Origin of the sequence: Kitasatospora sp. NPDC085464 (assembly GCF_044541955.1) — a bacterium.
GTDB lineage: Bacteria > Actinomycetota > Actinomycetes > Streptomycetales > Streptomycetaceae > Kitasatospora.
On sequence record NZ_JBITTM010000055.1, the window covers coordinates 45,995 to 59,494 of the forward strand.

The 13,500-nt window shown below is 73.8% G+C and carries 13 protein-coding genes; 6 read left to right on the top strand and 7 right to left on the bottom strand.

From position 1 onward, the window contains the following. Nucleotides 1–17: 17 nt before the first annotated feature. The 3 genes from ACIGG8_RS35750 to ACIGG8_RS35760 all read left to right on the top strand — a co-directional run bounded on the left by ACIGG8_RS35750 (nucleotide 18) and on the right by ACIGG8_RS35760 (nucleotide 4,649). On the top strand, nucleotides 18–2,429 hold the full coding sequence (locus ACIGG8_RS35750) for a TOMM precursor leader peptide-binding protein (protein ID WP_396552789.1): 2,412 nt from the start codon (nucleotides 18–20) through the stop codon (nucleotides 2,427–2,429). A 241-nt stretch (nucleotides 2,430–2,670) separates the two neighbouring features. Further along, entirely contained in the window at nucleotides 2,671–3,945 is a 1,275-nt protein-coding gene (locus ACIGG8_RS35755) for a histidine kinase (RefSeq protein ID WP_350519247.1), read from the top strand. A 92-nt stretch (nucleotides 3,946–4,037) separates the two neighbouring features. Then, complete coding sequence (locus ACIGG8_RS35760; RefSeq protein ID WP_396552790.1) at nucleotides 4,038–4,649, top strand: response regulator transcription factor; 612 nt, start codon at nucleotides 4,038–4,040, stop codon at nucleotides 4,647–4,649. Between the two features lie 14 nt (nucleotides 4,650–4,663). Here ACIGG8_RS35760 and ACIGG8_RS35765 read toward each other — a convergent pair whose 3' ends face one another. The 6 genes from ACIGG8_RS35765 to ACIGG8_RS35790 form a co-directional block, all read right to left on the bottom strand. After that, on the bottom strand, nucleotides 4,664–5,326 hold the full coding sequence (locus ACIGG8_RS35765) for an NADH oxidase (RefSeq protein WP_396552791.1): 663 nt from the start codon (nucleotides 5,324–5,326) through the stop codon (nucleotides 4,664–4,666). A gap of 289 nt (nucleotides 5,327–5,615) precedes the next feature. Further along, nucleotides 5,616–6,527, bottom strand: coding sequence for a TauD/TfdA dioxygenase family protein (locus ACIGG8_RS35770; protein ID WP_396552792.1), 912 nt, complete (start codon nucleotides 6,525–6,527; stop codon nucleotides 5,616–5,618). Next, complete coding sequence (locus ACIGG8_RS35775; protein ID WP_396552793.1) at nucleotides 6,524–6,946, bottom strand: lasso peptide biosynthesis B2 protein; 423 nt, start codon at nucleotides 6,944–6,946, stop codon at nucleotides 6,524–6,526. The genes ACIGG8_RS35770 and ACIGG8_RS35775 overlap by 4 nt, the downstream gene beginning before the upstream one ends. Then, nucleotides 6,943–7,200, bottom strand: a complete 258-nt coding sequence (locus ACIGG8_RS35780) for a lasso peptide biosynthesis PqqD family chaperone (protein WP_396552794.1) — start codon at nucleotides 7,198–7,200, stop codon at nucleotides 6,943–6,945. The genes ACIGG8_RS35775 and ACIGG8_RS35780 overlap by 4 nt, the downstream gene beginning before the upstream one ends. Continuing rightward, nucleotides 7,181–9,103: an asparagine synthase-related protein gene (locus ACIGG8_RS35785; protein WP_396552795.1), complete on the bottom strand. Its 1,923-nt coding sequence runs from the start codon at nucleotides 9,101–9,103 to the stop codon at nucleotides 7,181–7,183. The genes ACIGG8_RS35780 and ACIGG8_RS35785 overlap by 20 nt, the downstream gene beginning before the upstream one ends. Before the next feature lie 115 nt (nucleotides 9,104–9,218). Beyond that, nucleotides 9,219–9,344, bottom strand: a complete 126-nt coding sequence (locus ACIGG8_RS35790) for a lasso RiPP family leader peptide-containing protein (protein WP_350519254.1) — start codon at nucleotides 9,342–9,344, stop codon at nucleotides 9,219–9,221. 328 nt (nucleotides 9,345–9,672) lie between these two features. Between ACIGG8_RS35790 and ACIGG8_RS35795 the strand changes: the two genes are divergently transcribed. Genes ACIGG8_RS35795 through ACIGG8_RS35805 form a run of 3 tightly spaced genes read left to right on the top strand, consistent with a single transcriptional unit; the run spans nucleotide 9,673 to nucleotide 12,283 of the window. After that, entirely contained in the window at nucleotides 9,673–10,335 is a 663-nt protein-coding gene (locus ACIGG8_RS35795) for a DedA family protein (protein WP_396552796.1), read from the top strand. Beyond that, nucleotides 10,332–11,648, top strand: a complete 1,317-nt coding sequence (locus ACIGG8_RS35800; RefSeq protein WP_396552797.1) for a sensor histidine kinase — start codon at nucleotides 10,332–10,334, stop codon at nucleotides 11,646–11,648. Before ACIGG8_RS35795 ends, ACIGG8_RS35800 begins: the two co-directional genes overlap by 4 nt. After that, entirely contained in the window at nucleotides 11,639–12,283 is a 645-nt protein-coding gene (locus ACIGG8_RS35805) for a response regulator transcription factor (RefSeq protein WP_350519256.1), read from the top strand. Before ACIGG8_RS35800 ends, ACIGG8_RS35805 begins: the two co-directional genes overlap by 10 nt. 163 nt (nucleotides 12,284–12,446) lie before the next feature. On the opposite strand, the gene ACIGG8_RS35810 is transcribed toward ACIGG8_RS35805, so the two are convergent. Continuing rightward, nucleotides 12,447–13,475 (bottom strand): ornithine cyclodeaminase family protein, encoded by a 1,029-nt coding sequence (locus tag ACIGG8_RS35810; protein WP_396552798.1) that lies wholly within the window; start codon nucleotides 13,473–13,475, stop codon nucleotides 12,447–12,449. Nucleotides 13,476–13,500: the final 25 nt, after the last annotated feature.

Sequence of the window (13,500 nt, forward strand, 5' to 3'; positions counted from 1 at the left end):
GGAAGAGACTGCAGCTGGTGACCAGCGACACGGACCGGGTGGGCTTCAAGAGCCACCTGCGGCCCGAGACCGTGCCCGGGCAGGCGGTGTACCTGGTCTCCCAACGCGGGCTGACCACACTGCGCGGAGATCACGCCGAGGTGCTGGCGCCGCTGCTGGACGGCAGCCGCAGCACGGCCGCCGTGCTGCGGGAGGCGGCACCGGCGCTCGCCGCCGAGGAGACCCTCGGCTCCCTGCGGGCGCTGGCCTCCGCGGGCCTGCTCCGGGTGCGACCCGCGTGGGCGGACGAGGCCGGCAACGACGGGGCGGACGGGAACCCGGCGGAGCACCGGACTCGGACGGATACCGAAGGCCCGGCGGAGCACCGCGCGCGGCCCGGCCCGCCGCCCTCCGCCACCGACGCCGGCCCCGCCGGCCCCGCCGCCGAGGCGTTCTGGGACCTGCTGGGGCTCGACGGCGGCCGGGTACCGGCCTCGCTCGCCCGCGCCCGGGTGCGGGTCCTCGCACTGACCGGCACCGACACGGACCCCGCCGTGGCCCGCGCGGCCCTGAGCGGCGCCGGGCTGAACCCGGCGGCGGACGGGGACGCGCCCGCGGACGGGGACGCGCCGGCGGACCTGTCCGTGGTGCTGTGCGACGACTACCTCTCCCCCCGCCTCGCGGACGTGGACGCCGCGCACCGCCGGGAGGGCACGGCCTGGCTGCCGGTCCGGCTGGGCTGGTCGAACCCGTGGTTCGGGCCGGTGTTCCGCCCGGGCGAGGGCCCCTGCTGGCACTGCCTGGCGTCCCGGCTGCGCGGCCACCGCCACTCGGAGGAGCTGCTCCGGTTCTCGCTCGGCCGGCCCGACCCGGTGCCGCTGCCGCCCGCGAGCCTGCCCGTGGTCCGCATGCTCGCCCTGCACCTGGCGGCGCTGGAGGCCGCGAAGTGGCTCGGCGGGCTGCGCGGCCCGGAGCACTCCTCCGTCCGCACCCTGGACACCGCGACGCTGGCCACCACCGCCCATCCGGTCTCCCGGATCCCGCAGTGCCCGTCCTGCGGGGACCGGGGCCTGGCGGCGCGGCGGGTCCGGGCGCCCTTCCGTCCGGTGTCGCGCCCCAAGGCCGCCGGAACGGGCAACGGGCACCGCGCCCTGACGCCCCGGCAGATGCTGGAGCGCCACGGCCACCTGGTGGACCCGGTCACCGGGATCGTCAAGGAGATCCGGCGCGCTCCCGGCAGCCCGGACTTCCTCCAGGCGTTCCTGTCCGGGCCCAACCTCGCCATGCCCGGCCGCTCGCTCGCGGGCCTGCGGGCCGGGCTGCGCAGCCTGAGCGGCGGCAAGGGCCTGACCGAGACCGAGGCCCGGGTGAGCGCCCTGTGCGAGGCCGTGGAGCGCCACAGCGGCACCCGGCACGGCGACGAGCCGGTGGTCCGCGACTCGCTGCGCGGGCTCGGGCCGGCGGCCCTGCACCCCAACGCCGTGCAGCTGTACGGCGAGGAGCAGTTCCGGGAGCGGGACCGGTGGAACGCGCGCGGTTCGCGCTTCCAGTACGTGCCCGCGCCGTTCGACCCGGCCCGGCCCACCGAGTGGACGCAGGTCTGGTCGGTGACCGGGCGCACCCACCGGCTGCTGCCGACGTCGATGCTGTACTTCGGCGCGGAGGCCGCACCCGACGGCCTGTGGGCGGACTCCAACGGCAACGCGGCCGGCAGCACCCCCGAGGACGCGCTCGTCCAGGGGTTCCTGGAGCTGGTGGAGCGGGACGCCGTCGCCCTGTGGTGGTACAACCGCACCCGGCAGCCCGGGGTGGACCTGGCCGCCTTCGACGACGACCACCTGCCGGAACTGCTGGACGGCTACCGCGGGTTGAACCGGTCGGTCCACGTGCTCGACCTCACCTCGGACTTCGGGATCCCGGTCATGGCGGCCCTGTCGCGCCGCACCGACAAGCCCGTCGAGGACGTCGTCTTCGGGTTCGGCGCCCACTTCGACCCGCGGCTGGCGCTGCGCCGCGCGCTGACCGAGATGGGGCAGCTCCTCCCGGCCGTCGGCGCGGTGACGGCGGAGGGCACCGGGTACCGGATCGACGACCCGGACGCGCTCGACTGGTGGCGCACCGCGACGCTCGCGGGCGAGCGCTACCTGACGCCCGATCCGGCGGTGGCGCCCCGCCGCCCCGGGGACTGGGCGTACGCGCCGACCGGGGACCTCCTGGACGACGTCACCGCGATCACCGGCCTGGTCCGGGACCGCGGCCTGGAGCTCCTGGTGCTCGACCAGACGAGGGAGGACCTCGGGATCCCGGTGGTGAAGGTGATCGTGCCGGGGATGCGGCAGTTCTGGGCGAGGTTCGCGCCTGGCCGGCTCTTCGACGTGCCGGTGGCCCTCGGGCGGCGGAACGAGCCCCTTCGACGGGAACAACTCAACCCCGTACCGCTGTTCGTCTAGCAGAGCAGGACGGGTGCGCCCGGACGCGTGCACCTGCGGCCCCTGCCGATCGGGTCTCCCGGAGCCCTCGACCGGCCAGGGGTCGCGTTCGCGTGCCGGGGGTGCCCGTCCCGGGGTCATCGACGACCGCGCGCCGGGCAGGTCATCGGATGTGTTGATTAGTCAACTTTCATCCGTACGCCAAGATATGATCGACGGACGTGCTCGCAGGGGGATGTGAGCAGAGAAGGCCGCGGAGACAATGCAAGTTCCCGATGAGCTCAGCCACGACGACAGCAGTCGACCGGATGGTAGCGGAGGGCAGGGAACGGAGAGAGGCCAACGCACACCGCCCGCCCCGCGTTTCGCCCTCCTCATCCTGACGTCTGCGCTCCTGAGTTACCTCGGCATCACGGCCCTCAACATCGCGGGCACCGAGCTGGCCCCCGTCAACATGGCGGTCTGCCTGCTCTTCCTGGTCGCCATCTTCTGCCTCCAGTTGAAGCACTCCCGGCCGGGGGCCGAACAGGCGCCCGCCGCGCAGAAGTGGACGACCCTCGGCATCCAGGCACTGCTCACCTACCTGCCGATGCCGGTCTTCAACGCCCAGTGGGGCGCCATGGCGGGGTTCCTCGCCGGATCACTGCTGCTGCTCCTGCCGCCCCGGGCCGGCTGGCCGCTGTACGGCGTGGTCGGACTCAGCATGCTGGTGCCTCCGGCGATCGACGAACGCCCGCTGCTCGACAGCATCTACCTCTCGCAGTCGACCCTGCTGACCGGCCTCGTCGTCTACGGGCTGTCCCGGCTCGCCGCCCTGGTGCGGCAGTTGCACGAGACGCAGAACGAACTGGCCCGGCTGGCGGTGATCCAGGAGCGGCTGCGCATCTCGCGCAACCTGCACGACCTGCTCGGCTACAGCCTGTCCGCCATCACCCTGAAGAGCGAGCTGATCCACCGGCTCGTCCTGGCCCAGCCGCAGCGCGCCAAGGCGGAGGTCGAGGACGTCCTGACGCTGTCCCGGCAGTCCCTGGCCGACGTCCGCCGGGTCTCGCGCGGTCTGCGCGAGATGTCCCTGGAGAGCGAACTCTCCTCGGTCGTCGCCCTGCTGGAAGCCACCGACGTGGAGCTGACCACCAGCGTGCGGCTCGGCGAGCTCGGCCCGCAGGTCAACACGGTGCTCGCGGCCGTCCTGCGCGAGGCGATCACCAACCTGCTGCGCCACTCACGGGCCGGCCGCTGTTCCATCGAAGCCGTCCAGAACGGCGGCCGGGTACGGCTCGTGGTGACCAACGACGGGGTGGACCCGGACTACCGGGACACCTCGCAGCACAGCGGCGCAGGCCTGGAGAACCTCCGGATGCGACTGCACTCCGTCTCCGGCCGGCTGACCATCGCCCACGGGTGCGACGGAACGTTCCGGGTCGTCGCGGAGGCCCCGGTCTCCGCCGTCCCCGGGCAGCGGGAGGCCGCGGAGGACACCGAGCCCTGGGAGACCGGGGAGCCGTCCGCACTGCCGCACAGCGGCCCGGCCGCCTGACCGCCCGCCACCCGAGCCCGCTCCGGACCCCCCACGTCCGGATCCTCCCGCCCCCACCCCAGGCCCGCGCGGCCGCAGAGGAGTGTTGTGTCATGGAGATCCGCATCCTGCTGGCCGAGGACATGCACATGGTGCGCGGCGCGCTCGTCGCGCTGCTGGACCTGGAGGACGACCTCACCGTCGTGTCCGAGGTCGCCCGCGGCGACGAGATCGTGCAGGCGGCCCTGGAGCACCGGCCCGACGTGGCCGTCGTCGACATCGACCTGCCCGGCGTCGACGGGCTGACGGCAGCCGCCCGCCTGCGGGAGCGGCTGCCCGAGTGCCGCACCCTGATCCTGACCAACCTGGGACGCCCCGGCACCCTGCGACGGGCCCTGATGGCCCAGGTCTCCGGCTACCTGCTCAAGGACGCGCCGCCCGGTGAACTGGCCAGCGCGATACGCCGGGTGGCGGCCGGGCAGCGGGTGATCGACCCGCAGCTCGCACTGGACACCTGGAACAGCGAGGAGACCCCGCTCACCGAACGGGAGACCGAGGTCCTCCGGCTCGCCTCCGAGGGCCACGACCCGGTCGAGATCGCCAAACTGCTGCGGCTCTCCGCGGGCACCGTGCGCAACTACCTGACGACGATCGTCTCCAAGCTCAACGCGCGCAACCGGGTCGACGCGATCCGCGCCGCCCGCGAGGCGGGCTGGCTGCTGTAGGGCCCGACCGTCCGTCACCGGGGCGGGCCCGTACGGGCGTCGTCCCGGGGCGGACGGACCGGGTCGACCGGAACGGCCATCCCGGCCGCCCGCAGGTACCCGATGACACCCCGGGTGACACCGGGCGGCAGCGGGAGCGCGGCCACCGCGTCCTCCAGCAGGCACGGCCGCGCCAGCATGCCGATGACCCAGAACGCCTCGGGGCGGTGCACCACCACCCGGTACGGGCTGGTCGGCGTCTCCAGCACCACGCCCTCGGTCCGGACCACCAGGGACGCGCCGAGCACCAGCCGCAGGCGCCGCACCGGAAGTCCGACCAGGGTGAAGGCCGCCTTGGGGCTCAACGGGTACACCGACAGCAGCGGGCCCACCAGGTCGTCCATCGCGAGGGTGCGCACCACCAGGTGGGCGACCTGCCGCAGGGCCGGCAGCAGGATCCGGTCCGGCGGCACGCCCCCGCCGGTGCCGGGCGGGTGTTCCACGTTGCTCAGGCGCACCGGCCCCAGCTGCATCCGGCGCAGGGCCTCGCGCACCAGGCCGTAGCCGTCCACCCTGAGCCGTTGGACACCCCACCGACCGCTGAGGACGGTCTCCGTCTCGCCGTCGCCCGGGACGACGGCGACGTCCTCGTCCAGCGACCAGAGGTGCACCACCTGATGCTCACTCGTGTCGCTCACTGGGGCCTTCCCGGCCGAAACTGATGTCGCCGCCAGTATGGCGCGGCCGGTCCGGCGCAGACACCTCCGGGGTCACGGCGTCCGCGTGAAGATTTCACATCCGCCCGCACGGAGCGGGCAGTTCAGGGGCCGGCGGCCGGCTGCGGCGGTTGTGGGGGCCGCCGCAGCCGGAGGCCGACCGCGGCGGTCGTGGGGGAACCGACGCGGCGGGCGGCCGGCCGCTGCGCCCGAGGCCCTCGCCGTCGTCGGGGGGCGACGGCGAAGGCCTCGGCGATCAGGGGCCCGGCGGTCAGGGCGCGAGGGGAAGGGCCGGCTCCGACACCGGCAGCGGCTCCGACACCGGCAGCGGCAGCGGCTGCGGCACCGGCTGCGGCGCGGCGCTGGTGATCCGCCGGGTGATCTTGCGCCGGCCGGGCGCGGCCGGCACGGCCTTGTGCAGCACCGAGGTGTTGTCCCAGACCAGGACGTCGCCGACCGCCCAGCGGTGCCGGTACACGTTCGCCGGCCGGGTCACCGTGCCGTAGAGCAGCCCGAGCAGGCGCCGGCCGTCGGCCGGCGAGCGGCCCGGGACGTCCCGCAGCCAGTGCTCGTTGAGGACGAGGACCTCCCGCCCCGTGGCGTGGTGCGTCGCCACCAGGGGCCGGACGAAGTCGGTCAGTTCGGCGAGCTTGCGCCGCCGTTCCTCCTCGGACAGCACCACGGTGCGCATCGCCGTCGCCCGCCGCATGTCCTGCTCGGCGATCTGCCGGCACGGGAAGCCGCCGTTCAGGCCGGACACCTCCGCCCGGAGCTCCTCGGGCAGGTCCGCGTACCCGGCACGCAGGTCCGCGAAGAGCGTCTCGCCCTCCTCCTGCGGAGCCTCGTCGCAGGTCAGCAGGGTGACCAGGGAGCGCGTCGGCGCGAAGGACCCGTCGGCGTGCCAGTACTGCCCGCCCGCGTTGGCACCCAGCCCGCGGACGTTCGTCTGGAGACGCACCTCGGGGTGGCCGGGCGCCCGGTGCTCGGCGGGGAAGACCGTCTCGGGCTCGCCGAACCAGCGCGCCAGCCCGCTGAACTCCGCCGGGTCGCGCGGGAACCCGGTCAGGTGCAGCACGCCGTACTCCCACAGCAGGGTGCGCAGCATCCGCGGGCTGTGGGAGCCGGGCTCGAAGCCGTCGATCCGCAGCCCGAGGCCGAAGTCCGTCAGTTCCGTCGTCCTCATGACCGCTCCAGCGGGGGCACCCGGATCAGGGTCGTGTGGTAGCCGCGCGGGTACGGCTCGTCGACCGGTTCGCCGTCGACCTCCACCCAGGCGTGCGCCAGGAAGGGGACCACCCGTACGCCCGAGCACCAGGTGGGCCAGTGGCCGTGCAGCCGGCAGAGCAGGGCGGTGGCCAGGGAGCGCTGGACGCAGCCCTCGCCGGCGCAGCTGACGCTCACCGCGACGACCGCGGACCGGGCGCGGCTCGCCTCCCGGACGGTGGACGGCCGGGCGCCCCGGCGCAGGAACTCCAGGACCGTGCGGATCCGGGCCGGCGGCTGGTGCATCAGGGCCCGGGCCACCACCGTCGCCAGCCACGGCAGCAGGCGCCGGTGCGCGGCCAGCCGGGGGCGGTCGGTGATGGCGACGGGCGAACTCACGGCGTCACCAGCCCGGCCGCGCGCAGCTTGGCGAGGAGGCCGGCGGCGTCCTGCGCGGCCTGCTCGGGCGCCACCCGGGCACTGCCGGCCGCGTCGACGGCCGCCTCCCGGGCGTCGCGCCCGGCGAGCAGGCCCTGGAGGACGCGCGCGCCCGAGCTGTTGAGCCGCCAGTAGCGGCCCGACCGCTCGTCGAGCAGCACCGCGCCGTCGTCGGTCTCGGCGATCGACACGCCGTCAGCGAGGTTGAGGGACACGGTCGTCCTTCCCGTGGTTCGAATCGGTCGGTTCGGTTGCGGGGGCGTCGGCCGGCGCCAGGTTCCACCGGGCCCGGGCGCGCAGCCAGTTCTCGACGGCCATGGTGGAGTCGAGGGCGCCCCAGGGCAGGCCGGGCGGGTAGGCGGACAGCGCCATGTGGCGCAGCGTCGCGGCATCGACCAGGCCGAGCCCGGCCAGCAGCGGCTGCTCGAACAGTTCGGCGAGCTGGCCGCGGTGGCGCTGCTGGCCGCGGAAGAAGTCGTCGGAGAACTCGCCCTTGGTCGCCCGGTTGAGCGACCCCTCGGGCATGGTGCCGCGCATCGCCTCGACCATGAGCGGCTTGTACGTCCACGGGGAGCTGCGCTCCTCCGGGCGGACCGCCAGGCAGGCCTCCATCACGCGGTCGTCCAGGTAGGGGGCCTGGAGGACGGCGCCCTCGGCGCCGGTGACGAACTCCGCGAGGCGCACCGCCGCGCCGAGCTGGCGGGCCAGGTCGATGGTGGTGTGCGCGGAGCGGGTCGGTGCGTAGGACCGCGCCCCGTCGGCACGTCGGCGCATCTCGGCGATCAGGCCGGACGCGGCGTCGGCGGTGACCCACGGCGGCAGACGCAGCGGGTACTCCCAGCCGAACAGCGGCGCGTTGGCCGGCGGGAAGGGCTTGGTCAGGTCCTCGGCCTCGGCGGCCAGCCAGACGCCGTACGGGCGACGGTCGGCCAGGGCCCGGACGGTGGCGGACGCGGACCAGCGGCGCATGGCGCGCATGCCCGCGAGGTGTTCGCGGGCCAGGCCGGGGCGGCGGCGCGTCAGGTCGTGCAGGTAGCTGGGCTTGACCGCCAGCACTTCGTCGCCGCCGTGTCCGGTGAGGTGCACGCGGGCGCCGACGGCGGCCAGCCGGCGGGCGGTCTCCTTGAGCCTGGCGACCGGGCGGATCCAGCGGGTGGGCTCGTCCAGGCCGGTGATCGGGCTCGCCACGTCCTCGAACATGTCGGGCAGTTCGCCGGGCCGGAAGACGGTGTGCGTGATGTGGTCGCCGTCGAGCAGGTCCTGCGCCTTGGCGGCCCAGATGTGGTCGTCGTGGGTGGGGTCCGCCACCCCGATGCGCACGGTGACGAGGCCGCCGGAGGCGCGGCCGGTGGCTTCGGCGGCGAGGAAGCTGAGGGGGGTGGAGTCGAGGCCGCCCGACAGGTCGGAGCCGACCACGGCGCCGTCCCGGGCGCGGACCGCGACCGCCTCGGCGAGGGCCTGGCGCAGGGCGGGCGCGCCCTGCGTGCGGTCCAGGTCCTGCGGCGGCGGCTGCCACCACGGCCGGACCGTGGCGCGGCCGTTCGCGGCGATCAGCAGGCAGCTGTCGGCGGGCACGAGGTCGACACCGGTCCACAGCGGTTCGGTGAGCGACGACGGGGTCATGGCCAGCAGCCGCGCGGTGAGGCGGACCGGGTCCAGTGGGGCGTCGGCCAGGGCGGCGAGCAGGTCGGCGCGGTCGGACGCGAGGGCGCAGCCGTCGACGGTGGCGGTGAAGACGCGGCGCACCCCCGTGGCGGTGCCCTGGACGCGGATCTCGCCGTCGATGCTGGCGACCAGGTGGGCGCTGCCGGCGAGGGAGCGGGCGAGCGCGTCGAGGTCGGCCGGGTGCCGTACGCGCTTGGCCCAGCCCTCCAGCTGATCGGCGGTCAGCGCGTGGGTGCCGGTCACCAGCAGCGCGGTGGTGCCGTGCCGGGCGTGGACGGCCGAGGCGACACCGGTGCTCCCGTCCGGGGCACGTCCGACCACCCAGGGACGCCCCGAGGCATGGTTCAGGGTGAATCCGACGTGGCCGCCCAGTCGCCGGGCCACCGGGAGCGCGGACGCGCAGTCGGGCAGGACGACGAACCAGGGACCAGGGGGATCCGGGTTCTCTTGCATGGTTCCTCCGTGATTCCGGGAGCAGCGGCGGGCGGAATGCGGAGGGAATCCCCCGCATTCCGCCGCCGTCTGGCACCGTTCAATTCATCCGATCAACGACCGGCCTTTGTGAGGCTTAGTCGAAGTGGATGAAGAAGTCGGCCAGCGGGAAGCCGACACCACGGGTCAGCTCGTCGTAGTCGCCGAGCTCGGAGAGCTCCGGGGCCTCGTAGACGAGACCGGTCTCGATTTCCTTCTCCATGTCTGACCTCCGGTTGTGAGGGATGGATTCGCTCGAACGAACCGCTCGAACGAGATCCAACGTAGCCCCGGACCGACAACCCGGAAAAGGAAATCCGAGCGGGTTGGCAGGAAAGGGTCAGCGGCGTTTGCCGCGCATTCCGGCGACCGCGGCGCCCGGCCCGGGCCGGGCGCGCGGACCCTCCGGGTTTCCGCAGGACCGGCCCTGCGGAGAACACCACCGGACCGGACGGCAATCCTCATACCGCCGCTGAACAGCGCTTCCTAGGTTGGAGGGGCATCGGGGCAGCCGCCCCGGCCCACCGACCCCGCCGGCCTTGGAGACCACCATGAACCCCATGCTCCTGGCGCTGCCCCAGGAACCCGCGGACGGCATCGCGGGCTGGGCCGCCGACCTCGTCGACACGATGGGCGGCCCCGGGGCCGGCCTGGCGATCGCCCTGGAGAACCTGTTCCCGCCGCTGCCCAGCGAGGTGATCCTGCCGCTGACCGGTTTCGCCGCCGGCCAGGGGGTGCTCAGCCTCGTGTCGGCCCTGTTCTGGACGACGCTGGGCTCGGTCGTCGGCGCGGTGGTCCTCTACTGGACAGGCCTGCTCTTCGGCCGCGAGCGCATGCACGCGATCTGGGCGCGGCTGCCGCTGGTGAAGGTCTCGGACCTGGAACGCACCGAGCAGTGGTTCGCCAGGCACGGCACCAAGGCGGTCTTCCTCGGCAGGATGGTGCCGATCTTCCGCAGTCTGATCTCCGTGCCGGCCGGCGTCGAGCGGATGGCCCTGCCGCAGTTCATCATGCTCACCACCCTCGGCAGCCTCATCTGGAACAGCGTGCTGGTGCTGGCCGGCTACTGGCTGGGCGACCGGTGGGACATGGTGGAGACGTACGTCGGCGTGCTGTCCAAGGTCGTCCTGGCCGTGGTCGTGGTGGCCCTGGTCGGCTACCTGACGCTCCGGCTGCGCAACCGCAACCAGTCGCAGCAGCGGCGCAGTTCATGACCGGGACCGTGCTGCCGGAGCGCACCGCCCAGGCCGCCGCGCCGTCCTGGCGATCTTGCCCGGGCTGCGCCGCCGCACTAGGCTCGGGCCTCGTGCGAGGAGATTCAGCGGGCGCGGCATCCCACCACCCGACGGGGTTTCCGGACGGTCAGGGCGTCGCGGAGGACGAGGCCGTCGCACCGGCCCCCTCCTGGCCGCGCCGCAGCCTGGGAGTGCTGATCGGCTGTCTGACCGCGATGCTCGGCGCGCTGCACTTCCTCGTCGTCGGCGCCGCCCTCGGCCCCTTCCTGCTCTGGCCGCGCAGCCGGCCGAGCGCCCTGGAGGTGCTGATGGCCGGGGCCCGCCGGCTGACGCTCCTGGAGCGCAACCGCCGCTCCGTCTTCTTCGGCGACCGCTTCCCCGAGCACTACAAGGCGTCCGACCAGAAGCTCCTGCGCTACCTGGCGGTGCGCTGCTACACCGGGCTGCTCTGCGCCGTCGTCATCGGACTGCTCGGCTTCGGCGTCCTGCTGGCCGGGCTGATGGTCAACGGGGCGACCCGCGGGACGCTCGACTGGGACCAACTCCTCACCCAGGCCCTGCTGGGCGGGGTCCTGCTCTTCCTCGACCTGCAGGGCCTGTACTCGCTGGCGGCCCTGGACACCCGGATCGCCCGCGAGTGCTTCGGGCCCTCCGAGCAGGAGCTGCTCCGGCGGCGGATCGACGAACTCGCCACCAGCCGTGCCGCGGTGGTCCAGGCCGTGGACGCCGAGCGCCGGCGCATCGAACGCGATCTGCACGACGGCGTCCAGCAGCGGCTGGTGGCGCTGGGCATGCTGCTGGGCAGGGCCCGCCGGGGCCGCAACCCCGAGCAGGCGGGCGCGCTGCTGCTGCAGGCCCACGAGGAGTCCCAGGGCGTGCTGACCGAACTGCGCGAGGTGGCCTGGCGGGTGTACCCGTCGGCGCTCGACAGCCTCGGCCTGGAAGAGGCGCTGGGCGGGGTGGCCGAGCGGTGCAGCATTCCGCTGCGCACGCAGTTCGAGGTCGGCGCGGCGCTGCCCAAGCCGGTGGAGACGGCCGCCTACTTCGTGGTGTCCGAGTCCGTGACCAACGCCGCCAAGCACTCCTCGGCCACCGCCATCTCGGTGCGGCTGAGCCTCAGCGGCACCCTGCTCACCGTCCGGGTCGAGGACAACGGGACGGGCTGCGCGGACCCGGCCGGCAGCGGCCTGACCGGGCTGCTCAGCCGGGTGGCCGCGCTGGACGGCGTCCTGCATGTCGACAGCCCCCCGGGGGGACCGACCACCATCACCGCGGAGATCCCATGCGCGTAATCCTCGCCGAGGACTCGACCCTGCTCAGGGAGGGCCTGGTCCGGCTGCTCGTCGAGGAGGGCCACGAGGTCCTGGCCGCCCTCGGCGACGCGACGACGCTCCTCCAGGAGGTCGAGGCGCAGAAGCCGGACGTCGTCGTCCTCGACATCCGGATGCCCCCGACCCACACCGACGAGGGGCTGCGGGCGGCCGTGGAGATCCGCGAGCGCTGGCCGGAGGTGAGCGTGCTGGTGCTCTCCCAGCACATCGAGCGCAACTACGCGGCCAAGCTGCTGGCGTCCAACGCGGAGCGGGTCGGCTACCTGCTCAAGGACCGGGTGGCCCAGGTCGAGGAGTTCCTCGACGCACTGGAGCGGATCCACGCGGGCGGGGCGGCGATCGACCCGGAGGTCATCCGGCAGCTGGTCATCCGCACCACGCACGGCGATCCGCTGGCCCGGCTGACCCCGCGCGAGCGCACCGTGCTGGAGGCGCTGGCGCAGGGGCACACCAACACGGCCATCGCGCAGAAGCTGCACATCTCGCTGAGTTCGGTGGAGAAGAACCTCAACACCGTCTTCGACAAGCTGGAGTTGAGCCACACCACCGGCTACAGCCGGCGGATCCTGGCGGTCCTGCGGTACCTGGAGTCCTGAGGTCCCTCCGCCCGCCCGCCGGAGCCGAAGGCGGACGGCGGGACACGGACGGGCAGGAGACGGACGGACAGGACACGGACGACGGGACACGGACGAACGGGCCGTCCCCGTGCCGGGTCGACGGCACGGGGGCGGCCCGGGTCCGGTGCCGCGGGGACCGCCGCTACGCGAAGGCGTAGGGGTTCAGCGCGTCCTCGGGCAGGTGCTCGATCTGGACGTGGTCGCCCATCCCGCCCTCGGCGGCGAGCTCCAGCAGGACGTCGAAGGCCACGTGGTCCTCCAGCGCGAAGCCGGTGGAGTCGAAGACGGTCAGGCCGTCCCGGTGCGCTTCGGCGAGGGCCGGGTCCGCGCACAGCTCCATCAGGTCGGGCCCGAGGTCGCCCTCCGCCAGCTGCTGGCACTCGCCCTCGCGCAGCGCCTGCCCGCGGTGGTCGGCCGTGACGAAGGCCGACCGCAGGACGTGCAGGGGCACCTCGAACTTGCCGATCAGGTCCGCCCCGATGGCGTTGACGTGCGCGTGCGGGAGCAGGTGCTCGCCGAGCAGCACCGGGCCGCCGCCGACCGCCACCGAGGTGACGGTGCAGATGATGTCGGCGGTGGCCTCGATCTCGGTGACCGGTGCCACCCGGACGTCCAGGCCGAGGAACTCCACGCGTTCGGCGAAGGACCGCGCGTGGGCCGGGTCGATGTCGTGGACGACGATCCGCTCCAGCGGGAAGACCCGGCTGAGGGCGTGGGCCTGGGTGACGGCCTGTGCGCCGGCCCCGACCAGGCCGAGCACCCGGCTGTCCGGGCGGGCCAGCAGCCGGCTGGCGATCGCCGAGGCGGCGCCGGTCCGGATGGCCGTGGGCAGGATCCCGTCGCAGACCGCCAGCAGACGGCCCGTCACGTCGTCGTACCGGGTCATGGACCCGATGATGGTGGGCAGCCGGTGCTCCTCCGGGTTGTACGGCGTGTAGCCCACGGTCTTGATGGTGACGGAGTCGCCGGGCCGATGGTGCGGCATCCATTCGATGATCGCGGTGTCCCCCGGACCGCGCAGGAATCCCTCCCGGGCCGGGGTCACGCCGCCGTGCCCGCCGGCCCGGAACGCCTCGCCCAGACGGGAGATCATCCGGTCCATGAAATGATCGAAGCCCTTTTCCTTGACGATCTTGGCAATATGCTGCCGGGTGAGGACCACAGTTTCCATTTTTTCCCCTTGCCTAATGCCACGG

Bases quoted from the DNA above. Each gene is read 5' to 3' on its own strand.
- ACIGG8_RS35800 (WP_396552797.1), top strand. From the start codon at position 10,332: ATGACCGGGACCGTGCTGCCGGAGCGCACCGCCCAGGCCGCCGCGCCG.
- ACIGG8_RS35790 (WP_350519254.1), bottom strand. From the start codon at position 9,344: ATGGAGAAGGAAATCGAGACCGGTCTCGTCTACGAGGCCCCGGAGCTC.
- ACIGG8_RS35755 (WP_350519247.1), top strand. From the start codon at position 2,671: ATGCAAGTTCCCGATGAGCTCAGCCACGACGACAGCAGTCGACCGGAT.
- ACIGG8_RS35785 (WP_396552795.1), bottom strand. From the start codon at position 9,103: ATGCAAGAGAACCCGGATCCCCCTGGTCCCTGGTTCGTCGTCCTGCCC.
- ACIGG8_RS35805 (WP_350519256.1), top strand. From the start codon at position 11,639: ATGCGCGTAATCCTCGCCGAGGACTCGACCCTGCTCAGGGAGGGCCTG.
- ACIGG8_RS35770 (WP_396552792.1), bottom strand. From the start codon at position 6,527: ATGAGGACGACGGAACTGACGGACTTCGGCCTCGGGCTGCGGATCGAC.
- ACIGG8_RS35795 (WP_396552796.1), top strand. From the start codon at position 9,673: ATGAACCCCATGCTCCTGGCGCTGCCCCAGGAACCCGCGGACGGCATC.
- ACIGG8_RS35810 (WP_396552798.1), bottom strand. From the start codon at position 13,475: ATGGAAACTGTGGTCCTCACCCGGCAGCATATTGCCAAGATCGTCAAG.
- ACIGG8_RS35760 (WP_396552790.1), top strand. From the start codon at position 4,038: ATGGAGATCCGCATCCTGCTGGCCGAGGACATGCACATGGTGCGCGGC.